Here is a 22,028-nt window from a genome sequence, read left to right on the forward strand (position 1 = left end):
TATATCAAAAAACTATGCTTTAAGGCCAAGGGCATCTGCAATACCGTTACCATAGGCGGGATCAGCTTTAAGACAGTTAGCGATATGACGTTTTTGCACATCTATTTCTGCACCGCCAACAGAACGCGCTGTATTTTCAAACAGTACTTGTTGCTGCTCTTTAGTCATTAATCTAAATAAATCACCTGCCTGTGTGTAATAATCATTATCATCTTCACGATGATCCCAATGATCAGCAGAACCATACAAATCAAATGCGGGCTCTTTTGTTTCTGGCTGTTCTTGCCATTCACTCTGACTATTAGGCTCATAACCTATCGTACTTCCCATATTGCCATCAACACGCATCGCGCCATCACGATGATAACTATGGTATGGGCAGCGAGGTGCATTGACCGGTATCTGAGAATGGTTAACACCTAGGCGATAGCGTTGTGCATCACCGTATGAAAACAAGCGACCCTGCAACATTTTATCGGGTGAAAAACCAATGCCCGGAACAACACTCGCAGGATTGAAAGCCGCCTGTTCGACTTCTGCGTGATAGTTGTCAGGATTACGTTGTAACTCCAACACACCCACATCAATAAGCGGATAATCACTATGTGACCAGATTTTGGTAAGGTCAAATGGGTGAAAGCGATAATCTTTCGCATCCTTTTCAGGCATGATTTGTACTTTAAAATCCCAACGTGGAAAATCACCCTGCTCAATGCTTTCATACAGATCTTTTTGATGACTTTCGCGATCCTGACCAATCAAGATTTCAGCTTCTTCATCAGTCAAGTTTTCAATACCCTGCTGTGATATGAAGTGGAACTTCACCCAGAATCGTTCATTGTCTTTATTGATAAAGCTAAAAGTGTGACTACCAAAACCATGCATATGCCGATAGCTACGCGGGTTGCCCCGGTCACTCATTAAGATGGTGATCTGATGCAAAGCTTCGGGCAATAGTGTCCAATAATCCCAATTATTTTGGGCGCTACGCATATTGGTGCGTGGGTCACGCTTAACAGCATGATTAAGATCAGGAAATTTAAGCGGATCTTTTAAGAAAAACACGGGGGTATTGTTACCAACCATATCCCAATTGCCTTCCTCAGTGTAAAACTTTAGCGCAAAACCTCGAATGTCGCGTTCTGCATCAGCGGCACCACGTTCACCGGCTACAGTCGAAAATCGTGCAAAAACATCCGTTTTTTTACCGACTTCAGAAAATATTTTTGCCTTAGTGTATTGGCTAATGTCGTTAGTGACTGTAAACACCCCGTATGCCCCCGAACCCTTGGCATGCATACGACGTTCGGGGATGACCTCCCTGTCAAAATGGGCAAGCTTTTCAAGAAACCAAATATCTTGAAGTAGCATTGGTCCTCTGGCACCGGCTGTTAACACATTTTGATTGTCTGCAACGGGACATCCATTTGTCATTGTTAATTTCGATTTGTTACTCATTTCATTCTCCTGTGAACGTATACATGAAAACATATTTACATTGTGAAAATCTAGAGTAACAAACCCAACATGATTTGTATAATTGATTAATTCTATATCATCAATAGGTTTTTTCGATAACTCATAGGCTCATTATTTTTCAACTTGATGCGCTAAAAACACTTTGTAATTGTTCTTCAGTCATGACATCTTCCAGCAATGGAAATAATTGCCGTTCTTCCATTCGGGTATGCTTTTTTAATAGTATGCCAAAATCGCCCAAAACAGTATAATCTGCATTTTTCATTTGCTCATAATAAACATCCATTTGTCGATGCTCTTGCTCTAACAACTGGCACAACTGCGAGACCTCAGAAGTCTTTGATTCTGAAAAAAGTGCAAAGATGGTTTCTTCTTCCACCTGAAAATGCTTCATCCAAGTCAGCGGATAATCTTGCACTATTGTCTGACAGAGTGCCTCAATTGTCTCGGCATTTTGTGCCTCATGGGTTTTAATGGCTTTTTGTGCCAAACTCAATGACTGATGGTGTTCTCGTGAAAGATTTTGTAATTGTTCAATACGCTTCATAAGTGAGCCTCATAAGCTTTCTTGATTACCCATAAAGCTCCGCCATTTTTAGGAGCTTTCCATTCATAGGTGGCGTTTTCATCGCCACGCATAAAAACCTTGGCATCATGTCTTTTAAGTTAAAGCGTCTATTAAACCGATAACAAAATTCAGCAAGATACCGAGGTAAATGTTTTGAGTTAATGGAATGATAGCTTCCCTTCATAGAGTTTTTAATATTACCTATCATAGTGTTAACCCAGATAAACTCAATTTTATCAACACTTGCCGCACCACCACCCGTGACGATTGGAACATGCTTACAGTCAGCTTCTTTAACCGCAGGAAAACAATTCTTGATTACCCACAAAGCTCCGCCATATTTCGATAACTATACTATAATTATAGTATAATTATCGAAATATGGCGGAGCTTTGTGGGTAATCAAGTAAGCTTTATCTAATTCTTCACAGCCTAGCATAAAAATCAGTTTTACAGCAAATGCTAATAGTGTATAATACATAACCAATTTTACTATAATAGTGCCTTGTATGGATCATCAAAAACTAACTGAATGCCTTGAAACACTTTGCCAAAGTGGCTGTGAAACAGTCAATGCAACCATTGTGGCAATGGAAGAAAATCAAACTATCAGTGCAGTTGATGGCCTGAATGCTGATGAATACCAGCGAGTACTGCAAGAACTAAAAGCGATTATGTCGGTTTACCAGCACTAACTGCTTCACAGCTTTCATCAACACTGCCCCCTACCCCTATATTTATCACTATTGCTTGCTATAATAAGCAAAAATACAATATACCTTTCACACCTTTAGCAAAAGATAAATCTTGAAGGCAAGCTATGGATATCACTAAATTTCTACAACTGATGGTCGATGAAGAAGCCTCTGATATTTTCTTCAGTACCCATGCTTCCGTATCAATGAAAGTAATGGGAAAAATCAGACCCGTCAGTAAGCAAACATTAAGCTCATCTCAAATCGAATCCATCCTCTCTAAGCTCGTTGATGAAGAACAACTGCAGGAATTTCATGACACGCTGGAATTAAATTTTGCTATTTCAGTCTCTGAAGTGGGTCGTTTTCGTGCCAATGCTTTTCGCCAGCGCGGTGACATTGCTATGGTTATCCGCCATATTAAAACCGATATTCCAACTACTGAACAGATGCATCTGCCTTCAACACTCAATGATCTAGTCGCCAGCAAAAATGGTCTCATTATGGTTGTCGGTGCGACTGGCTCAGGAAAATCAACAACTTTAGCCGCCATGGTCGGTTATCGAAATTCCAATATTGGCGGCCATATTCTCACTATTGAAGATCCGGTAGAGTTTATTCACGCTCATAAAAAAGCCATTGTAAATCAGCGGGAAGTGGGACTTGATACCCTAAGTTATGGCAATGCTCTGAAAAATGCCATGCGTGAAGCACCCGATGTTATTCTCATTGGCGAAGTGCGTGATGCAGAAACCATGGAACACGCAATGGCCTATGCTGATACGGGACATCTCTGTTTAACCACCTTACACGCCAGCAATGCCATTCAGGCGTTGGATCGCATTTTTAACTTTTTTCCTAAAAATGCGCATCGACAATTGTCGGAAGATTTATCACGTAACTTACGTGCAATTATTTCTCAGCGCTTGATTCCCGGTAAGGATGGCAATTTATACCCCGCAGTGGAAATATTGATCAACACCCCTTATGTCACGGAAATTTTACAACAAAGTAAATTAGAAAAATTACCCGAAGCCATGGAACAAGGCTCAAAGTATGGTATGGCAACCTTTGATGATGTGCTTTACAGGATGTATAAAGCCGGTACGATTGATGTTAAAACCGCACTGGAATACGCCGATTCTTATAATAACTTACAATTGAAAATTCGCATGAGTGATGGTAGTGCTGGCGATGAAGTATTTACTGATATTGATTTTTAAGATTGTGTCAATAGTGCTTACAAAAACTGATTCCAGGGAATGGATTTATCACCAAAGACAAAAAATTCGGGGTTCAATAAAGACGCTTTAGTATTGTAGCGCAAAGGTCGCATTTGGGTATCGGTGATTAAACCACCGGCTTCCTCAACAATACACTGTGCCGCACCCGTATCCCATTCTGAGGTAGGGCCAAGCCGTGCATAGAGATCTGCTTCACCCGCTGCCACTAGGCAGGATTTAAGAGAACTGCCTAAGAATTTCATTTCACGGCCATTAAACTCAGCATCCAAATTAGCAAAAAAACGCTGCAAGGCACTACTGCGAGCTGAGCGCGTACCGGCAACAACAATATTTCTGGATTGTTCACCCACAACAGGCGTACATTGAGCGCAGACTTGAATAGGCTGAGATTCATTCACATCATTTAACTGAAAAGCACCACTCCCCTTGCAGGCATAATAGCCCACCTTCTGTACCGGACTATAAACCACCCCGATAACAGGCTGTTGACGGTAAATCAGGGCAATGTTGACACTGAATTCACCACTTTTTTCAATAAAAGCACGCGTACCATCCAATGGATCAACCAGCCAATAGGTTTCCCATGTACTCCGTTCTGTATAGGGAATTTCATCTGATTCTTCTGATAAAATAGGAATATGCGGCGTCAAAGCAGAGAGTGTCGCCACAATAAGCGCATTCGCTTCCAGATCGGCGGTAGTAACAGGGGTATTATCTTTCTTATTGCTGATCTGAAAATCAGTTTCATAGATCGACATGATTTTTTCACCCGCCAAACGTGCCAACTCAATAGCACTGGGCAGGACACGACGTAATTCCGCTTTCACGGAATCAGGCAGTTTTTGTTCGGAATTCATTTCATTGAATGACATGAATAATCACTATGTTCATTTTTAGCTCACCATAGCGCATTTATTGACGTTGCTCTAATATGGCTTTCACCATGTAGGCTGCGGCAATCGTTCTGGCCTCGCTGACATCTTCACGTATTGATAAGTCATCGATATTATCTATTTTCCAAGACACCACCTCTAAAGGTTCAGGCTCATCCCCTTCTAAGGTAGCGGGATATAAATCTTCTGCTAATACCACATGGGTCTGATGCCCCATATAGCCCGGCGCCAAAGTCATGGATTTGATCAAGGTCAGCTCTTTTGCCGCATAGCCCACTTCTTCCTGAAGCTCACGATTAGCAGCTTCCAGAATCGGCTCATCATTTTCAATGCGTCCCTTGGGGAACATTAATTCATAACCTTCAACGCCGACACCGTATTCTCTCACCATTAAAAAACTATCACCCTGGACAGCCACCACCAAAACACCACCACGGCTGGAGCCTTTGAGACGTTCATAAACCACCGCTTCACCGTTGGAGAAGGTCAAATCAACTTGCTCAATACGAAACAATCGACTCTGGGCAACGACCTTACAGGCTGTTATTTCTGGTTTTTGTGACACAATAGCTTCCTAAAAACTGGGTGGTTTCCTAAATTTTTTAAGCCATAACGAGAGCATCCGCACGGCTGGAAACTTGCTATAATAGCAGTTTTCTTATACGTTTAGGACATTAGAGGTCGGTTAATCTTTCATTTACCCCCTAATTTACTTCTTTTTACCCCAATAAAGGCTGAATTTTGTTAAATTGGAATGATATAGACAGTGTATTTCTTGATATGGATGGCACTTTATTGGATCTGCATTTTGATAATCACTTCTGGCTAGAGCATGTCCCAATGCGCTATGCTGAAAAACACGGCATTTCCAAAGCCGAGTCACTGGCTATTTTGATACCGCTGTTTAAGTCGATTGAAGGCACTATCAACTGGTATTGCGTGGATCATTGGAGCAAGGAGTTGGACTTAGACATTGCCCTGCTCAAAGAGGAAGTAAAACACTTGATTCAAGTGCATCCATTTGTGGTGGAATTTTTAGAAAACTTAAAAAAATCCGGTAAGCGCCGGGTATTAGTGACCAATGCGCATCAGAAAAGTCTCGCTCTCAAAATGAAAAATACCCCTTTGGGCGGTTTGTTGGATCAGGTGATCAGCGCCCATCAACTGGGCATCCCCAAAGAAGAAATTCGTTTCTGGACACAACTGGAAAGTTTAGAAAGCTATGATCCACAGCGCACGCTATTGATTGATGACAACCTTCACGTCCTCCGCTCCGCCCAAAGCTATGGCATTAAGCATTTACTCGCCATCTACAAGCCCGATAGCCGCTCAGGATTAAAAGATGTTGAAAGTTTTCCCGCCATCCATTCCTTTGCAGAAATTTTGCCCGACTATTAAACTAGAATAATCAGTTAAAACTAAATGTGATTATTTCTCTCTGCAAAACTACCCAGGGCGATAAAAATACCGACCACCAAGGGTCCAAGATATATCATCCCCATTGAGGCCAGCAATTGTGTCAACATGGGCGTTAAATAAATCAAAACCGCACCATAGCCAAAGGTGCAAAGCAAAATAAAAATCACGGTGCGCAAGATAAAATGCCAGCCACCGATTTGACGCTTAATCATGCGATTTAGCCTGCCACCAAAAATCACTAACAAGGTCGCCATAATGGCCATAGAGATTTCACCCAACCACGGATATAACCATTGTGACAACTGAATAATTAGGTTTTTTATTTCATACATATTGGTTTTATTCTCATATTGCTTCGATGGCTTGATTTCAACCTAAAATAATCAGTTGAATCGTAGCGAGAGCGACTTAGGTGCTGAAGATTAAGGATTTTACAGGTTATTTTGGCTTTATTCGTAGTCACCCTACGGGTGAAGTCAAAATATTCTAGAAAATCCTTAAGATTAAGTGCATAAGGCGGTCGCAGTAGGTTCAACTGATTTTTTTAGGTTCAAGTATTATTATTGTACTTTTTCCATTTTCTTAAGCTTCTTGTCCCATTTTTTAAAACGCTTGCGACAATAAGCCAGCAATTCATCATGAGTCTTAAAATACAGGTCAAAACTCTCTTCAGCAGGCGAATCATATTCACAATAATCATTGGAATATTCCCGGCAAATATCAGGACGTTGATGATAAATGCCACACTCGCCATTGCTTTGTAATTGTTCACAAGGCGTGATAAACATCAGAAACCAACCATCTTCATCTTTATAGAATTCAACATTGGCATGAGAAACTTGCCATAGCATCAACTGAAAGTCGTCTTTTTTCTTCGGTGTATCAATTTGCTGGGTCACATACTGGCAACATTTAGTACCATGGCAATGACTGCATTTATTTTCTGCGGTAATTATAATTTCATTCATATAGGGCTTTTATTACTCTATTACTGACACATTGGTTTGCTATTCGTTTGCTATTCGTTTGCTATTCGTTTGCTAATAGTTTGCTAATAGTTTGCTAATAGTTTGCTAATAGTTTTCTTATGTTACACTAATGCTTATACCCTTGATACTTGGTAATGCAGCGAGGCATTTTGATTTATAGCCGATTGATTGTATAGGTACTACATGATTGAGGTTATAAATTACATTTCTTAACAAAGAGAACGAAGCCTGCATTTTCAAGTATTAGGGATATATCAATCTTTCATGGAAAAAAGATTTATATAAACGGATGATCCTATTAAATTTCTAATCAACTTACAATTAATAAATTATGAAACGATACGATTTTTCAACCGTTAGACAATCCAAAGATTTTTATTCCGCCGTTGTTCGTTTTAGTTTAGGGCTGTTTATCTCACTCTACGTCTGGCTGGGCATGTCTTCTGGTGAGTTTACCATCACCCATGAGCAGTACAATTTATTTTTTACTTTTTTCTTTAGCGTTACAATTGTCATTGGCCTGGATATTTTTCGCAATCCCGACTCCAATGTACGCCGCTATATTACGCTCATTTTTGACTTCACTTGTACAACCTATACCATTACTTTAACCGGTGACGGGGGCAGTGAATTTATTCTTATTTATATCTGGCTTTATATTGCTTATGGCACCCGCTATGGGTCTGCCTATTTATTACCTGCGGTTGTTTTAGTGCTCGTAGAATACAATTATATTTTATTCCTTGACAATACCTGGTCAAAAAATCCACTGGGCACTTCAGCCCAATTTTTTGTCCTCATCGCCATGCCATTTTATTTACACTCCATGTTAAAACAATTACGCGAAGCAAAAAAAGCCGCTGAGCAAGCAACCCGTGCAAAGAGTAGTTTCCTAGCCACCATGAGTCATGAAATTCGCACCCCAATGAGTGGTATTATTGGCACTGCTCATCTATTACAACGCACCGATCAAAATAAAGAACAAAAAGAATATACTAAGGCCTTACTCGATGCATCAAAATCCTTGCATGCACTGATCGATGACATTCTGGATTTCTCTAAAATTGAAGCCAACAAACTGCAATTACAACATTGTACCTTTGATTTACATCACACCATTAATGAAGTCATTGCCATACTTTCACCCAGTGCTGAACAAAATTCACTTGACTTTATTGTCTATATTGATCCCAACCTCCCCTCTTTTATTATTGGTGATAGCCAGCGCATCAGACAAATTTTATTTAATTTAGTGGGCAATGCCATTAAATTTACTGAAAAAGGGGAAGTGCTACTCAAAGTCAGTGCGACCAATCCCGACGCATTAGTTGGTGAAAAAATCAATTTACGCTTTGATATCATAGACACCGGCATTGGTATCAACAAAGAACAACAGACTAAAATTTTCGACAGTTTCACTCAAGCTGAAGACCTGCAAACCCATAAATTTGGTGGCACAGGTTTAGGCACAACCATTTCCAAACAATTAGTTGAATTCATGGGTGGCACTATCGGCTTAACGAGTGTTTTAGGTCAGGGCAGCCACTTCTGGTTTGAACTCTCACTACAGGTTGATAAGCATGGTAATATGAAAGAGCGTTACTATAAGCTCTTTGAAAATAAGTGTGTGGCGATTGTTGCTTGTAGAAATGCCCTGCATGAAGCTTTAGAAAGTTATTGTAGCTATTTAGGTTTTCAAGTAGAACGTTTTTATTCTGAAAGCGAATTACTCAATGGTCTACAGCAAAGCATCAAACATCAACATCCCTTTGAGCTGGTCATATTATCCACCAGCTGGGATCAAAAAGTTCCCTTAAATATTGCTGAAAAAATTAATGAAATTAATTATGGTTCTTATAATCCACCGAAAAAAATCTTCTTAAATTATTTAAGCAAGCGTCCTGAATTACAAGCCTTGGGCAATACATTTTTTGATGCCTTCATCACCAAGCCCATCAATTTCGAACGACTGGGCGAGGACTTATTAGAACTACTCAATCCCGAAGAAAGAACCATTAAAAAAACGACATATATTGATTTAGATAATATTTCATTGAAGATTTTGATCGCCGAAGATGAAGATATTAATGCCATGGTACTCAGCAGCTTTCTGCAAGAAGCCGGACATCAAACCAAACGCGTATTGAATGGTGTTCAGGCGGTGAAAGAACTCAGTCAAAACCATTATGACATTGCCTTTATGGACATGCGTATGCCGGAAATGAATGGCCTCAATGCCGCTATTGCCTGGCGTAAGCAAGAGCCTGAAGGCCAACATCTTCCCATTATTGCCCTCACCGCTAATGCCACCACAGATGATCGAGAGGCTTGTTTTGAAGCCGGTATGGATGATTTTATTACCAAGCCGATCAGTCCCGAACAATTATCCAGTGCCATTAAGCGACTTTATATACCCCCTTCAGATTAAAATAGTCGATCTTTTTTTCTTTTGGACTACACTTAAATTTTATTATAAGTTTAACCTAAAATAATCAGTTGAATCGTAGCGAGAGCGACTTAGGTGCTGAAGATTAAGGGTTTTACAGGTTATTTTGGCTTTATTCGTAGTCACCTACGGGTGAAGTCAAAATGTTCTGGAAAATCCTTAAGATTCAGTGCATAAGGCGGTCGCAGTAGGTTCAACTGATTTTTTTAGGTTTAACGCCACAGACAAAAAAAGATCACTATGGATGACAATAATTTAACAATTTCTGACCTGATAATACTCATTGTTGAACCTTCAAGCGTACAAGCAAAAATTATCCAAAGCCGCTTTCAGGATGCTCAGGTTAATAGCATACAAATTGCCCACAACGGTGCTCAGGCCATGGCTTTGATGGCTGATAACCCACCGGATCTGGTGGTTAGCGCCCTATACCTGCCCGATATGACCGGTACGGAATTAGTGCAAACCATGCGCAATGATAGCAACATGGAAAAAATTCCTTTTATGCTGATTTCCAGCGAAACCGCATTTGAGCAATTAGACCCGATCCGTCAGGCAGGAGTAGTGGCCATTTTACCCAAGCCGTTTGCCTTTGCGGATTTAAAACGTGCCTTATTTAATACCCTGGATTTTATTAATCCCAGTGCCAGCGATGTTGAAGAATTGGATTTTAATGGCTTTCATGTTTTAGTGGTCGATGATAGTGCCATGGCGCGTAAGCATATCCAGCGAGTATTGAAAAAAATGGGCATTAGTTCATTTCAGGAAGCCATCAATGGTAAGGAAGCAATTCCCTTAATTGAGAATAATTTTTTCGATTTAATTGTCACTGATTATAATATGCCGGAAATGGATGGCGGTGAACTGACACGCTATGTGCGGGAACAAAGTGCCCAAAGTTCAATTCCGATTTTAATGGTGACCAGTGAAAACGATAATAATCGTCTGGCTGCAGTACAACAAGCAGGTGTATCCGGTATTTGTGACAAGCCTTTTGAGCCTGATACGGTCAAAGCCTATCTGAAAAACATTATGGCTGACATCGACATATAAAAGAGTAGTATAATAGCGCTATGACGCCAGAAAAAGCCTATCTCAATGCCATTAAAGCACTTCACTTTAGTCCCGATCCGGTACAAAAAAAAGCGGTACAACTGACTCAGGCACTTTATGAGCAACTTATTTCGCCCAACACCTCACAAGCCGCTCGACGCAGTAGCAGCACAAAAAACACTGCTAGCAACTGGTTTAAACAGTTACAAAAAAATGTCTTAGCACATTTTTCTCGCACAGAAAAAACTACCATTAAAGGACTTTATCTCTGGGGTGGGGTCGGTCGTGGCAAGACCTGGCTTATTGATAGTTTTTTCCACACCCTACCCTTTGAAAACAAACTGCGCATCCATTTTCATCCCTTTATGCAGTCCTTGCATGAAAGGCTTAAAAATTTGCCTAAGTCACCCGATCCCTTGCCTATTGTTGCGCAACAAATGGCACAAGAATTTCAACTGCTGTGTCTTGATGAATTTCATGTTCAGGATATTACGGATGCGATGTTATTAGCGGGCTTGTTAGACACTTTATTTTCCGCCGGTGTCGTCCTAGTCACTACCTCTAATATTGAACCCGATGCTTTATATAAAAATGGCCTGCAAAGGGATCGTTTTTTGCCTGCAATTCAATTACTCAAACAACATACTCAGGTTTTTGAACTAAATCATGACACCGACTATCGTGCCTTGGTACTGGAAAAGGAAGGCTGTTATCACTGCCCTTTAAATGATTACCACGATGATATGATGGCTCAGCATTTTATCAAGACCGGTGATCATGCAGAGATTTTGCCCCAGTCTATCACCATCAATAAACGCTCAATTCAGGTATTGGCCGTCAATCGTGCTTCAAAAACACATCCACAAAGCATCATCTGGTTTGATTTTAATGAATTGTGCAACACGCCTCGCTCCAGTGCCGATTACTTAGCCATTGCGCAACAATATCACACAATTTTAATCTCTCATGTATTCCAAATGGATGAAGAAACGGATGATGTTGCCAAGCGTTTTGTACACTTGATTGATGCCCTATATGACCATCATTGCATTTTAATTATGAACGCTGAAGTAGAACCGGATGGTTTATATGAGGGACGGCGACTGAAACTTTCGTTTCCAAGAACTGCCAGTCGTCTAAAAGAAATGCGCAGTAAATTATATCGTGGTAAGCATGCACTATAAGCTTATAACTATAAGCAAATAGAAAGCGCTTATATTGTTGCCTGTGATTTTTTATTGGAACACTCTTCACTCATATCATTCACACCGGCAATTAGCTGTAAGGCCTCACGGTTTTTAATCACAATATGTTTACGCTCCGCTGCAATCAAGCCTTCTTCCTGAAAACGGGTAAACATACGGCTGACCGTTTCTACTGCCAAACCAAGATAGTTAGCAATGTCATTGCGTGACATACTCAGATAAAACTCAATAGAGGAAAAACCGCGCTGTTTAAAACGCAGGGAAATACTGAGTAAAAAAGCCGATAAACGAGCTTCTGCTGTCTTCTTACCTAGAAGTAGCATGAGTTCCTGATCATCAAAAATTTCTTTGCTCATCAAGCGTAGTAACTGACGTTGCAAAGTAGGCAATTCTTGAGTGAGTTTTTCCAGATCTTCAAAGGGGACTTCACAAATACTGGTGGTTTCCAGTGCTTTCGCCGCACAAGGGTGTTTGCCTTTACCGATGGCATCCAAGCCGAGTAATTCACCGGGCAAATGAAAGCCCGTCACTTGTTCCTGACCATCAACTGTGGGCGAATAAGTCTTTAAAGAACCCGAACGAACCACATAAATGGCGTTGAATTTACCACCGACTTGAAATAAATGTTCATTACGCTTTAGCGGCTTTTTGCGCTCAATAATACTGTCTAACTTTTCTAAATCAGCACCATTAATTGACCGTGGCAGGCAAAGCTGATGCAAACTACATTCCTTACAGGCCACTTTAATGGTACTAAAATCTAATACCTTTTTGGGTCGCTGTTGTGTTTGTTGGGATTGTCGGGTTTTCTGTTGCATCAATATACCTACAGCTTTGCTAGTCGCTTATATGAAAAGTTCAATCAAAGTTCGACTAAATAATTGATAAATATCAATTCTATACTAAATAGCATAAAATAAAAACAACAATCTTAGATATTGCTAATATTTGCCATGCACTTATAATACTCATATTATTCGTAATAATTTTTCTAGGTTAATAATGCCAATGGAGCCCAGTAGCTAATGTCGCAAAATAGATCAGATAGGCAAGCCTCTGTTAAACGAGACACTAACGAAACCAAAATCGAAGTCAGTATCAACCTTGATGGCACAGGCAAGGGCGAATTTGATACGGGTGTGCCTTTTTTGGAACACATGATGGATCAAATTGCCCGTCACGGTATGATTGACATCAATATTAAAGCCAGAGGTGATCTGGATATTGATGCTCACCACACGGCTGAAGACATTGGTATCACTCTGGGCATGGCCATGAAACAGGCATTGGGCGACAAACAAGGCATCACCCGTTATGGCCACGCTTATGTGCCATTGGATGAAGCACTGTCTCGTGTGGTGATTGATTTTTCCGGTCGTCCTGGCTTTGAGGATCAGGTTGATTATAAACGTGAGACCATTGGCAATTTCGATACCGAATTATTCCATGAATTCTTTCAGGGCTTCGTCAACCATGCATTAGTCACACTGCACATTGATAATATTCGTGGCCGTAATAGCCATCATATTGCCGAAACGGTATTCAAAGCTTTTGGCCGTGCAGTGCGCATGGCCATTAGCGATGACCCACGTATGCAGGGCACTATCCCTTCTACTAAGGGTAGTTTATAATAGCCCCAGCGCTTAATGCCCATCTGTTATTTGCACACACAGATGGCGCTATTTAAAACATCATCGATCACATTGACAATATACTATGACAACTACCATTAAAGTGGCTGTAATTGACTATGGCATGGGGAATTTACACTCCGTTGCTAAGGCCTTGGAACACGCCAATTCATTTGCCACCATCCAAGTCACTTCAGATAAAAAAATCATTGCCAATGCCGACCGCGTGGTCTTGCCCGGTGTCGGTGCCATGCGCGACTGCATGGGTGAGATGGAACGTCTGGATCTCATTGACACCATCAAACAAGCTGCCGCCAACAAGCCATTTTTAGGCATTTGTATCGGCATGCAGGCTTTATTGACTCATAGCACTGAAAACAATGGCGTTAAATGTTTGGACATTATTCCCGGCGAAGTCGAACGCTTTGCCAGTGACTTGCATGACCCCATTATCAGCACTGAACAGATTTTAAAAATCCCTCACATGGGCTGGAATCAGGTCAATCAGCAGATAAAACACCCGCTATGGAAAAACATTCCACAAAATCAGCGTTTCTATTTTGTGCACAGTTATTTTGCCGTGCCGCAAACCCCTGAGCCCATTGCCGGTTCAACGCTTTATGGTCATCCCGTTTGCGTTGCCCTGGCTCAAGAAAATGTTTTTGCCACGCAATTTCATCCGGAAAAAAGCGCTGACTCCGGACTGCAATTATTTGCTAACTTTATCGACTGGAACGGTAGTTATGACGTACCGCCTTGTGATTAGTTAAACGCTATAAAAAAGAAAAAACAGAGAGAAAACAATGATATTAATACCTGCTATCGACTTAAAAGATGGACAATGTGTACGCCTGCGTCAGGGACGCATGGAGGATGACACTGTTTTTTCTGATCACCCTGTGGAAATGGCTGGCCGCTGGTACGATGCGGGCGCACGCAGACTGCACTTAGTTGATTTGAATGGTGCCTTTGAAGGCAAGCCAGTCAATGGTGAAATCATTCAGGAAATCACTCGGACTTACCCCGATCTCCCGGTTGAAATTGGCGGTGGTATTCGCACAGTGGAAACTGTTGAAGCCTATTTGAATGCCGGCGTTGCCTACGTGATAATCGGCACTAAGGCCGTTGAAGAGCCTGAATTTGTCACTCAGTTATGTAAAGAATTTCCCGGCAATGTCATTGTTGGCCTAGATGCTGTCGATGGCAAAGTGGCCATCAAAGGCTGGGCGGAAGTATCTGATGTCGACTTGTTTGAGCTCTCCAAACGCTTTGAAAACGATGGCGTTGACGCCATCATTTACACCGACATTAAACGTGACGGCATGATGCAAGGCGCCAATGTCGAACATACGGCGGAACTAGCTCAGGCCATCAACATTCCTGTTATTGCCTCCGGTGGTATCCATGACTTAGGCGATGTCGAAGCCATTTGTAAAGTGGCTCATCATGGCATCTCCGGTGCTATCACTGGCCGCGCTATTTATGAAGGCACCTTAGACTTTGCCGAAGGGCAAAAATTAGCAGATACCTTGCTGTTAAAATAAGTTATCAAAGTAAGTTTTATAGGATTTTATAGGAAAGAGCATGGCACTAGCAAAACGCATTATTCCCTGTCTCGACGTAGACAAAGGCCGGGTGGTCAAGGGCGTACAATTTGTTGATATTCGCGATGCAGGTGATCCCGTAGAAGTGGCACGACGCTACAACATGGAAGGTGCAGATGAAATCACCTTCTTAGATATTACCGCCACCCACGAAGGCCGTGACACAATCGTTCATGTGGTAGAACAAGTTGCCGGTGAAATATTCATTCCGCTTACCGTTGGCGGCGGTATCCGCAGCGTAGAAGATGTGCGCTTGATGCTCAATGCCGGTGCTGATAAAGTAGCAATTAACTCCGCTGCTGTGGCGAACCCGGATTTTGTCCGTGAAGCAGCAGAAAAATTCGGCAATCAATGCATAGTCGTTGCCATTGATGCCAAACAAGTCGAAACTGATACCGACCAACCCCGCTGGGAAATTTTCACCCATGGTGGCCGCAAAGCCACTGGCATCGATGCCATTGAGTGGTCAAAAAAGATGGTTTCCTATGGCGCAGGCGAATTGCTGGTCACCAGTATGGACAATGATGGCGTGAAAAATGGCTTTGACCTAGCCCTCACCCGTACCATCAGTGATTCGGTAGCAGTACCCGTTATTGCCTCTGGCGGTGTGGGTAATTTGGATCACTTAGCCGAAGGCGTACTGGAAGGCCATGCCGATGCCGTATTAGCCGCCAGTATTTTCCACTTTGCCGAATACAGTATCGGTGAAGCCAAGCGTCACATGGCAGAAAAAGGCATCGAGGTACGGCTGTGAGCCAGACTGCCGACACCCAATGGCTAGACGCACTCAAGTGGGACAAAGACGGCCTGATTCCAGCCATTGCTCAGGATGAAAAAACCGGCAAAGTGGTCATGTTTGCCTGGATGAATCGTGAATCGCTAGCCATGACCATTGATATGGGTCGTGCCGTTTATTGGTCACGTTCACGCCAAAAACTCTGGCCTAAGGGTGAAGAGTCCGGCCACGTGCAAAAACTCAAATCCTTGCGCGTTGATTGCGACAAAGATGTGGTACTTATGAGTATCGAACAGATCGGCGGCATTGCCTGTCATACTGGCCGTGAAAGTTGCTTCTATTTTGAATTACAGGCAGACAATGACACAATGAACTGGCAAGCCGTCGAACCCGTACTTAAAAATCCGGATGAGATTTATAAATAATTTTTAGGAAAGCCCGTGGCAAATGATATTTTAGAACAACTTGCACAAACCTTAGAAGCACGTAAACAAGCCGATCCAGAATCTTCCTATGTAGCAAAACTACACCATAAAGGTCTGGATAGCATTCTTAAAAAGGTCGGTGAAGAGGCCACTGAAACCATTATTGCGTCAAAAGGCGGCAAAACTGATGAGATCATCTACGAAACCGCTGATTTATGGTTTCATAGCATGGTAATGCTATCCCATCATGGTCTTGGCCCTGACGATGTGCTCAATGAACTCGCACGGCGCTTTGGCCTGTCCGGCATTGAAGAAAAAGCCAACCGTAAGAAGTAGGCCCTGCTTGATAAAAAACCGACACCTGATGAGAGAAAATTATGAGCGACTGCCTTTTTTGTAAAATAATTGCGGGTGATATCCCAGCAGATATTGTTTATCAGGACAATGAAGTCTTGGTATTCAAAGACATTAATCCCAAGGCAGACGTACATTTGCTTATGATACCCAAACAGCATATTAACAGTTTAGAGCAATTAAATGCATCACATCATGATCTTATCAGCAATATGATGTTAAAATTACCCATACTTGCGAAGAATCAAGGATTAAACGGTGGCTTTCGTACTATTATAAACACTGGAAAAGACGGTGGGCAGGAAGTGTTTCACCTGCACATGCATTTATTGGGTGGTAAAAATCTAGCCGGTTTTTAATCGAATGCTTTTAAAGACAAACATTTAAAAATAGTCATATTTATTATTTATAGGAGAATCCCATGGGGTTTGGTGTTACTGAATTATTAATTATTCTGGCCATTGTTCTGGTTTTATTTGGCGCAAAAAAACTACGCAACATTGGTGGTGACTTAGGTGGCGCTATCAAAAACTTCAAAACAGCAATGAAAGATGAAGAAAACGCCAATGAAGATAAGGCCAGCACTGACACTGACACCAGCAGCGACAAGCAAACTCAATTAAAAACTGACGCTGGCGCAACCATTGAGGGTACTGTTGTTGATAGCACATTTGATAGCACAGTTGATAGTAGCGTCGAAAGCAAACCCAAAGAGAATGTTTAAGGACTGTAGTCAAGTATGTTCGATATAGGATTTTGGGAACTTTCCCTTATTGGTATCGTGGCTTTATTAGTCATTGGCCCAGAACGCTTACCCAGCGTAGCACGTACCGTCGGTAAGTATGTCGGTCGTGCTAATCGCTTCGTCAGTAATGTCAAAGATGACATCAGCAAAGAACTCAAAGATGAAGATCTCAAGAAAATTTTAGCTGACCAGCAAAAATTAGCGGATGAATACAAAAAAGCCGCTAGCGATATGAACTCTGCTATTTCATCTGAGACCGACTCCATGCGCGGTAGCGTTTCTATGGATGACATTCTGGAAATTGAAGAAAATGACAATAAGTCGTCTTCAAGTAATAGCGGCACCAATAGCAACACCATAGGCAAGCCCGAAAATCCCCTTACAAACGATACATCTGACAGTACCCCCCAAGAAAGTACAAGTAAAGAAAGTACTCCCAGCACTAAAGTACAGGCGAACACTGAAAAATCATGAGCGAACAGCAACACGATACCGATTCAACCATGGAAACAGAACAACCTTTCATGGCGCATTTGATAGAGCTCCGCGATCGCATATTACGCATTGTCGTCGTCGTGATTGCATTTTTTCTAGTGCTATTCTTTTTTGCTAATGATTTATACCAATTAGTTGCCGAACCCCTAATGAAGCAGTTGCCCGAAGGCAGCACCATGATTGCCACCGGCGTTGCAGCGCCCTTTTTAACACCTTTTAAATTAAGTCTGGTGGCTTCAATCTTTATTGCCATTCCCTACGTTTTTTATCAATTCTGGTCTTTTGTTGCACCCGGTCTCTATCAGCATGAGAAACGCCTAGCTTTACCGCTGATCGCTTCCAGTGTTATCTTATTTTATGGCGGCATTGTTTTCTCATTTTATGTTGTCTTCCCCCTGATGTTTGCTTTCTTTACCGCCACTACACCTGATGGCGTCACAATGATGACGGATATTAGCCAATATCTGGATTTCATTTTAAAAATGTTTTTTGCCTTTGGTCTAGCCTTTGAAGTCCCCATTGTCACCATCGTTCTCACCCTGACCGGTGTCACCGATGCCGATAAACTAGCAGCAAAACGCCCTTACGTCATCGTTGGCTCGTTCGTGATTGGCATGTTGCTCACCCCTCCTGACATCATTTCACAAACGCTACTGGCAATCCCTGTCTGGTTATTATTTGAATTAGGTATTGTTTTCTCACGCATCATTGGCAATCGCAGAAAAAAACAAGAAGCAGCTGATAACAATGATAATGATGACAATCCAACGCCAAGCTCACCTGTCACGGCAGCTACAGAAGCTGAGTCCGAAGATAGCCAAGCTTCGAGTGATTCAGCACCATCAACAGAAAGCGCTCCAAGCACTGTAGATGAGCCGCATAACGAATTTGCTGAGGTAGATGGTGATGACCGTTATGAGCCTATGAGCGATACTGAAATGGAAGCGGAGTTAGATGCTATTGAAAAAGAAGAAAACAAGGAACAGGAAGACAAGAAGTCCTAAAGGCTAAAAGCAAAACGCTCAAAGGAGTCAGTCGCCAACAATAATTTAGTTAGTCTGACCGAATTTAAATTTTCGTTATGCCAGACATTCAATGTTTCACCCAATTCATAAAAACCTGTGGGCACAATCAAGTGTTGTTTCCCACCCTTGCCCTGAGTGTTATTTTCAGAAATTAAAAACGCTCTTTGATAATCCTGATTGCCTTTATTCACGGCAATCGCCCGAGACTGAATTGCCATTAACTGCAAACCGATAGCAATGCCCTTATGGGGATTAATCCGTAGCCATTTTACACAGGCCAGACAATACGCTTTTTCGACCTCTAAACGATAAGCCATCAGCATACCCACTGCAATAGGCATACTAATATCATTTTTACTGACTAATAACATGCCATGATTGCTTTCATTTTTCTGTTGCCAACTTTCTTCTCTTGAGTGATGAAGTAAATAATTTGCACTGTCTTGGCTAAACTGTCCATCAGCATTAGCTGCATCATCAAATTCCACATAAAAAGGACTCACGCTCTGCAATTCACCCAGCGGGTTATTATTATCAAATAGGTGTGCTTCATTGTATAAGCCTAATTGCTTAATGTTTAATTTCTCTGTTTGATAATTTTTAGTCACTTGCAGACCTAAGACTGATGTGTCAACACTTTTCCGGACAGTTTTCTAAATATTTTTTTGGCTGTTTCAAGTGATTTTTGTCATTTTGTATTTCCTATCATTTTAGTTTCTCATGTTAACTTTAAATAGATGAAGAGAAAGGGCTTTGCCCTCTGGAACGATAGAGCCGTTCCATTCACCCAAGGTATTTTCACAACGGTAATGATCCTGTTACAATATCTTCACGGCACAGGCTGAGGAGCCGATGGCCGTCAACGGTAATGGGCGGCATTTATGTCGCCTTTTACCCCTCTTCAATCAATCGATTTAAGCTATTTCCTGCTGTATTTCATAATCGACTGGTGACAAATAATCATTAGCCGAATGAAGTCGCTCCCGATTATAAAATACCTCAATATATTCAAATATTGCCTGCTTTGCTTCTACTCTGGTTTTGAATCGACAATGGTGCGTCAATTCAGTTTTCAAACTATGAAAGAAGCTCTCTGATACAGCATTGTCCCAGCAATTTCCTTTGCGGCTCATAGACTGAATTATGTTATGATCCGACAATATTTTTCTATGACTATCAGAGGCATATTGGCTACCTCGGTCAGTATGCCAAAGCAATCCATCCATTGGTTTACGCTTCCATATGGCCATCAGTAAAGCATCATTGACTAGCTTGGCTTTCATTCGCTCATCCATCGACCAGCCAACAATTTGCCTAGAGAATAAGTCAATGACAACCGCTAAATATAACCAGCCTTCCTTGGTGGCAATATAGGTAATATCACCCACATAGTAGCGATCAGGTTGAGAGACAGTAAACTCTCTTTCCAGTAAATTTGGAGATATACGCTTATTATGCTTGGAATTAGTCGTCGCTTTAAAGCGTCTCTTCGTTTTACAAAACAAACCGGCTTTTTTCATTAATCGACCAATTCTCCGGCGGCTTATATGAACGCCTTTTTCAGCCAGTTTTCTTTTAAGACGACGGGTTCCATAAGTCTTGCGACTGTCTTCAAACAGTTTTTTAGCTGCTCAGTAAGCGCTTCATTTTCTTTCTCTCTATCCGTTTTAGGAGAGCTAACCCAATCATAATAGCAACTACGGGAAACATCCATAAAACGGCACAGAATCGTTACCGGGTAATCTTTAGCCTGATCAGTTATCCATGCGTACTTCACAAAGTTTCCCTTGCAAAGTACGCTGTGGCCTTTTAATAAATCACGCTCCTGAATCACTTTTGCCAATTCTTTTTTCAGACGTTTTACTTCATCATAAATGTGTTCATCACTTCTATTGGCTACCGTCTTCACCGGTTTGGAATATTTACTGAGCCAGGTATGTAGAGTATTTACATTAACACCTAGCTCCCTGGCAGTCTGAGAAACGGGTTGATCCGTCTCATTAGCTAATTTGACAGCTGATTCTTTAAATTCTGATGTATAGCTTTTATTCGGTTTTTTTGTTTGATCATTCATTTTAGGTCACACTTTTTATCTTTTAGTTATTTTAAGTTGTGTGTCCGGTTAAGTATAGCCACATTAATCATCTGCTTGCTTGAGGTATGCCTGCCATAATTGTGCATTGGCTTGCAGATTGAGATAAGCCGGATCATTAGGGCTTAAGCTTTGAACTTTTTTTAGGGCGCTTTGCGCTTTGCTTATTTGCTCTAAATTAGTCTGTTGTATCAGTGATTGTAATTGATAGCTGGCATTGCTTAAGTGAATGGCGGCCAGCGTGTTTTTGCTGGCTTGAACAATTAGGAAGGCTAATAGCGGTATCAGCAATAGGGGCAATAAGGTGTTTTTAGTCATCTACTTAGAAGAAGCTTTCTTCTACTGTGATGGTGTCGCCGGGTTTTATTTTGGTATATTGTTTGGCTTTGATGCGTTGTTCAGGTTGGTTTTGGTGAATGACGAAGGTGTTGGATTTTGAGGCGCGTTCGGTGTAGCCTCCGGCGAGGGAGATCGCGCGTCTTAATGTTAGCCCCGGTTGATAGGGATAGCCACCGGGTTTTTTCACTTGACCATTGACGAAGAAAGGACGGTATGACTCGATGGATACATTGACGTTCGGATCGAGTAAGTAGTCACCTTTGAGGTGCTTGAATATTTTCTTTTCCAGGATTTTTACGGTCATGCCTTCTACGTTGATTTCGCCCAAAAAAGGATAGTTGATAATGCCGGAATCACCTAATGTCGTTTCTAGGGTGAGATCTTCTTCACCATAAACAATGATTTTGATTCGATCACCACTGCTAAGGCGATAACTTGTTTCTGATGCGAAAAGGGCAGGACTTGTTAGTAGTATGACGCTAAGGGCGAAGAGTAAAACAACAAGTTTTTCAGCTCCCCTGCTGAATAAACGGGGAGCGAAAAACGAAGAACGGTGTAGTGCTGAAAAAGAATTAAGCGTTTTCATTGTAG

Annotated in this window: 27 protein-coding genes and 1 pseudogene; 16 read left to right on the top strand and 12 right to left on the bottom strand. The window is 41.6% G+C overall.

Features of this window, described 5'->3' with window-relative positions:
- Positions 1 to 12: 12 nt before the first annotated feature.
- The 3 genes and pseudogenes from JEU79_RS16680 to JEU79_RS16690 form a co-directional block, all read right to left on the bottom strand.
- Positions 13 to 1,458, bottom strand: a complete 1,446-nt coding sequence (locus JEU79_RS16680; protein ID WP_198265006.1) for a catalase — start codon at positions 1,456 to 1,458, stop codon at positions 13 to 15.
- Positions 1,459 to 1,597: 139 nt separating this feature from the next.
- Positions 1,598 to 2,026 (bottom strand): hemerythrin domain-containing protein, encoded by a 429-nt coding sequence (locus JEU79_RS16685; protein ID WP_198265007.1) that lies wholly within the window; start codon positions 2,024 to 2,026, stop codon positions 1,598 to 1,600.
- A 25-nt stretch (positions 2,027 to 2,051) separates the two neighbouring features.
- A pseudogene (locus JEU79_RS16690) lies at positions 2,052 to 2,357 on the bottom strand (transposase); the annotation flags it as partial.
- Between the two features lie 199 nt (positions 2,358 to 2,556).
- Between JEU79_RS16690 and JEU79_RS16695 the strand changes: the two are divergent.
- Both JEU79_RS16695 and JEU79_RS16700 read left to right on the top strand, forming a co-directional pair.
- Positions 2,557 to 2,742 carry a hypothetical protein gene (locus JEU79_RS16695; RefSeq protein ID WP_198265008.1) on the top strand — a complete coding sequence of 62 codons (186 nt, stop codon included), beginning with the start codon at positions 2,557 to 2,559 and terminating at the stop codon, positions 2,740 to 2,742.
- 125 nt (positions 2,743 to 2,867) lie between these two features.
- Entirely contained in the window at positions 2,868 to 3,965 is a 1,098-nt protein-coding gene (locus JEU79_RS16700) for a PilT/PilU family type 4a pilus ATPase (RefSeq protein WP_198265009.1), read from the top strand.
- Between the two features lie 17 nt (positions 3,966 to 3,982).
- Here JEU79_RS16700 and cysQ read toward each other — a convergent pair whose 3' ends face one another.
- Together cysQ and nudE are read right to left on the bottom strand one after the other, a co-directional pair.
- Positions 3,983 to 4,858, bottom strand: a complete 876-nt coding sequence (gene cysQ, locus JEU79_RS16705; protein ID WP_246540348.1) for a 3'(2'),5'-bisphosphate nucleotidase CysQ — start codon at positions 4,856 to 4,858, stop codon at positions 3,983 to 3,985.
- Positions 4,859 to 4,898: 40 nt separating this feature from the next.
- On the bottom strand, positions 4,899 to 5,444 hold the full coding sequence (gene nudE / locus JEU79_RS16710; protein WP_425511152.1) for an ADP compounds hydrolase NudE: 546 nt from the start codon (positions 5,442 to 5,444) through the stop codon (positions 4,899 to 4,901).
- Positions 5,445 to 5,620: 176 nt separating this feature from the next.
- On the opposite strand from nudE, the gene yrfG reads away from it, so the two are divergent.
- Entirely contained in the window at positions 5,621 to 6,277 is a 657-nt protein-coding gene (gene yrfG, locus JEU79_RS16715; RefSeq protein ID WP_198265011.1) for a GMP/IMP nucleotidase, read from the top strand.
- Between the two features lie 20 nt (positions 6,278 to 6,297).
- Here yrfG and JEU79_RS16720 read toward each other — a convergent pair whose 3' ends face one another.
- On the bottom strand, positions 6,298 to 6,630 hold the full coding sequence (locus tag JEU79_RS16720; RefSeq protein ID WP_198265012.1) for a DUF3392 domain-containing protein: 333 nt from the start codon (positions 6,628 to 6,630) through the stop codon (positions 6,298 to 6,300).
- A gap of 228 nt (positions 6,631 to 6,858) precedes the next feature.
- Positions 6,859 to 7,266 carry a YkgJ family cysteine cluster protein gene (locus JEU79_RS16725; protein WP_198265013.1) on the bottom strand — a complete coding sequence of 136 codons (408 nt, stop codon included), beginning with the start codon at positions 7,264 to 7,266 and terminating at the stop codon, positions 6,859 to 6,861.
- Between the two features lie 352 nt (positions 7,267 to 7,618).
- Here JEU79_RS16725 and JEU79_RS16730 point away from each other — a divergent pair, with 352 nt between their 5' ends.
- The 3 genes from JEU79_RS16730 to zapE all read left to right on the top strand — a co-directional run bounded on the left by JEU79_RS16730 (position 7,619) and on the right by zapE (position 11,970).
- The gene (locus JEU79_RS16730; RefSeq protein WP_198265014.1) at positions 7,619 to 9,715 is read left to right on the top strand and encodes a response regulator; all 2,097 of its coding nucleotides are present in this window, start codon (positions 7,619 to 7,621) and stop codon (positions 9,713 to 9,715) included.
- Positions 9,716 to 9,973: 258 nt separating this feature from the next.
- Positions 9,974 to 10,786 (top strand): response regulator transcription factor, encoded by an 813-nt coding sequence (locus JEU79_RS16735; protein ID WP_198265015.1) that lies wholly within the window; start codon positions 9,974 to 9,976, stop codon positions 10,784 to 10,786.
- A gap of 20 nt (positions 10,787 to 10,806) precedes the next feature.
- On the top strand, positions 10,807 to 11,970 hold the full coding sequence (zapE, locus tag JEU79_RS16740; protein ID WP_198265016.1) for a cell division protein ZapE: 1,164 nt from the start codon (positions 10,807 to 10,809) through the stop codon (positions 11,968 to 11,970).
- 29 nt (positions 11,971 to 11,999) lie between these two features.
- Here zapE and fnr read toward each other — a convergent pair whose 3' ends face one another.
- A complete protein-coding gene (gene fnr / locus JEU79_RS16745; RefSeq protein WP_198265017.1) occupies positions 12,000 to 12,809 on the bottom strand; it encodes a fumarate/nitrate reduction transcriptional regulator Fnr in 810 nt (269 codons plus the stop codon).
- A gap of 207 nt (positions 12,810 to 13,016) precedes the next feature.
- Between fnr and hisB the strand changes: the two genes are divergently transcribed.
- The 10 genes from hisB to tatC all read left to right on the top strand — a co-directional run bounded on the left by hisB (position 13,017) and on the right by tatC (position 18,985).
- Positions 13,017 to 13,622, top strand: coding sequence for an imidazoleglycerol-phosphate dehydratase HisB (gene hisB / locus JEU79_RS16750; protein ID WP_198265018.1), 606 nt, complete (start codon positions 13,017 to 13,019; stop codon positions 13,620 to 13,622).
- 85 nt (positions 13,623 to 13,707) lie between these two features.
- On the top strand, positions 13,708 to 14,388 hold the full coding sequence (gene hisH / locus JEU79_RS16755) for an imidazole glycerol phosphate synthase subunit HisH (protein WP_198265019.1): 681 nt from the start codon (positions 13,708 to 13,710) through the stop codon (positions 14,386 to 14,388).
- A gap of 37 nt (positions 14,389 to 14,425) precedes the next feature.
- Positions 14,426 to 15,166 carry a 1-(5-phosphoribosyl)-5-[(5-phosphoribosylamino)methylideneamino]imidazole-4-carboxamide isomerase gene (hisA, locus tag JEU79_RS16760; protein WP_198265020.1) on the top strand — a complete coding sequence of 247 codons (741 nt, stop codon included), beginning with the start codon at positions 14,426 to 14,428 and terminating at the stop codon, positions 15,164 to 15,166.
- Positions 15,167 to 15,206: 40 nt separating this feature from the next.
- Positions 15,207 to 15,980 (top strand): imidazole glycerol phosphate synthase subunit HisF, encoded by a 774-nt coding sequence (hisF, locus tag JEU79_RS16765; RefSeq protein WP_198265021.1) that lies wholly within the window; start codon positions 15,207 to 15,209, stop codon positions 15,978 to 15,980.
- Positions 15,977 to 16,387, top strand: coding sequence for a phosphoribosyl-AMP cyclohydrolase (gene hisI / locus JEU79_RS16770; RefSeq protein ID WP_198265022.1), 411 nt, complete (start codon positions 15,977 to 15,979; stop codon positions 16,385 to 16,387). Before hisF ends, hisI begins: the two co-directional genes overlap by 4 nt.
- A gap of 15 nt (positions 16,388 to 16,402) precedes the next feature.
- Positions 16,403 to 16,723: a phosphoribosyl-ATP diphosphatase gene (locus JEU79_RS16775; protein ID WP_198265023.1), complete on the top strand. Its 321-nt coding sequence runs from the start codon at positions 16,403 to 16,405 to the stop codon at positions 16,721 to 16,723.
- Between the two features lie 41 nt (positions 16,724 to 16,764).
- Entirely contained in the window at positions 16,765 to 17,100 is a 336-nt protein-coding gene (locus JEU79_RS16780; protein WP_198265024.1) for a histidine triad nucleotide-binding protein, read from the top strand.
- Positions 17,101 to 17,162: 62 nt separating this feature from the next.
- The gene (locus JEU79_RS16785) at positions 17,163 to 17,465 is read left to right on the top strand and encodes a Sec-independent protein translocase subunit TatA (protein ID WP_198265025.1); all 303 of its coding nucleotides are present in this window, start codon (positions 17,163 to 17,165) and stop codon (positions 17,463 to 17,465) included.
- A gap of 15 nt (positions 17,466 to 17,480) precedes the next feature.
- Positions 17,481 to 17,960 carry a Sec-independent protein translocase protein TatB gene (tatB, locus tag JEU79_RS16790; protein ID WP_198265026.1) on the top strand — a complete coding sequence of 160 codons (480 nt, stop codon included), beginning with the start codon at positions 17,481 to 17,483 and terminating at the stop codon, positions 17,958 to 17,960.
- Positions 17,957 to 18,985: a twin-arginine translocase subunit TatC gene (gene tatC, locus JEU79_RS16795; protein ID WP_246540350.1), complete on the top strand. Its 1,029-nt coding sequence runs from the start codon at positions 17,957 to 17,959 to the stop codon at positions 18,983 to 18,985. The genes tatB and tatC overlap by 4 nt, the downstream gene beginning before the upstream one ends.
- Here the strand turns inward: tatC and JEU79_RS16800 are convergent.
- The 4 genes from JEU79_RS16800 to JEU79_RS16815 all read right to left on the bottom strand — a co-directional run bounded on the left by JEU79_RS16800 (position 18,982) and on the right by JEU79_RS16815 (position 22,023).
- The gene (locus JEU79_RS16800) at positions 18,982 to 19,614 is read right to left on the bottom strand and encodes a hypothetical protein (RefSeq protein ID WP_198265027.1); all 633 of its coding nucleotides are present in this window, start codon (positions 19,612 to 19,614) and stop codon (positions 18,982 to 18,984) included. The genes tatC and JEU79_RS16800 overlap by 4 nt on opposite strands.
- 306 nt (positions 19,615 to 19,920) lie before the next feature.
- Positions 19,921 to 21,080, bottom strand: a protein-coding gene (locus JEU79_RS16805) for an IS3 family transposase (RefSeq protein ID WP_198265028.1) whose coding sequence is annotated in 2 segments (ribosomal slippage) — positions 19,921 to 20,630 and positions 20,630 to 21,080 — 1,161 coding nt in all. Because the reading frame shifts where the segments join, the coding sequence is not laid out codon by codon here.
- A 63-nt stretch (positions 21,081 to 21,143) separates the two neighbouring features.
- Positions 21,144 to 21,416: a hypothetical protein gene (locus JEU79_RS16810; RefSeq protein ID WP_198265029.1), complete on the bottom strand. Its 273-nt coding sequence runs from the start codon at positions 21,414 to 21,416 to the stop codon at positions 21,144 to 21,146.
- 4 nt (positions 21,417 to 21,420) lie between these two features.
- Positions 21,421 to 22,023, bottom strand: a complete 603-nt coding sequence (locus JEU79_RS16815) for a polysaccharide biosynthesis/export family protein (RefSeq protein WP_198265030.1) — start codon at positions 22,021 to 22,023, stop codon at positions 21,421 to 21,423.
- Between the last annotated feature and the right edge of the window lie 5 nt (positions 22,024 to 22,028).

The sequence above is a fragment of the sulfur-oxidizing endosymbiont of Gigantopelta aegis genome, assembly GCF_016097415.1.
Classification (GTDB): Bacteria; Pseudomonadota; Gammaproteobacteria; order GRL18; family GRL18; genus GRL18.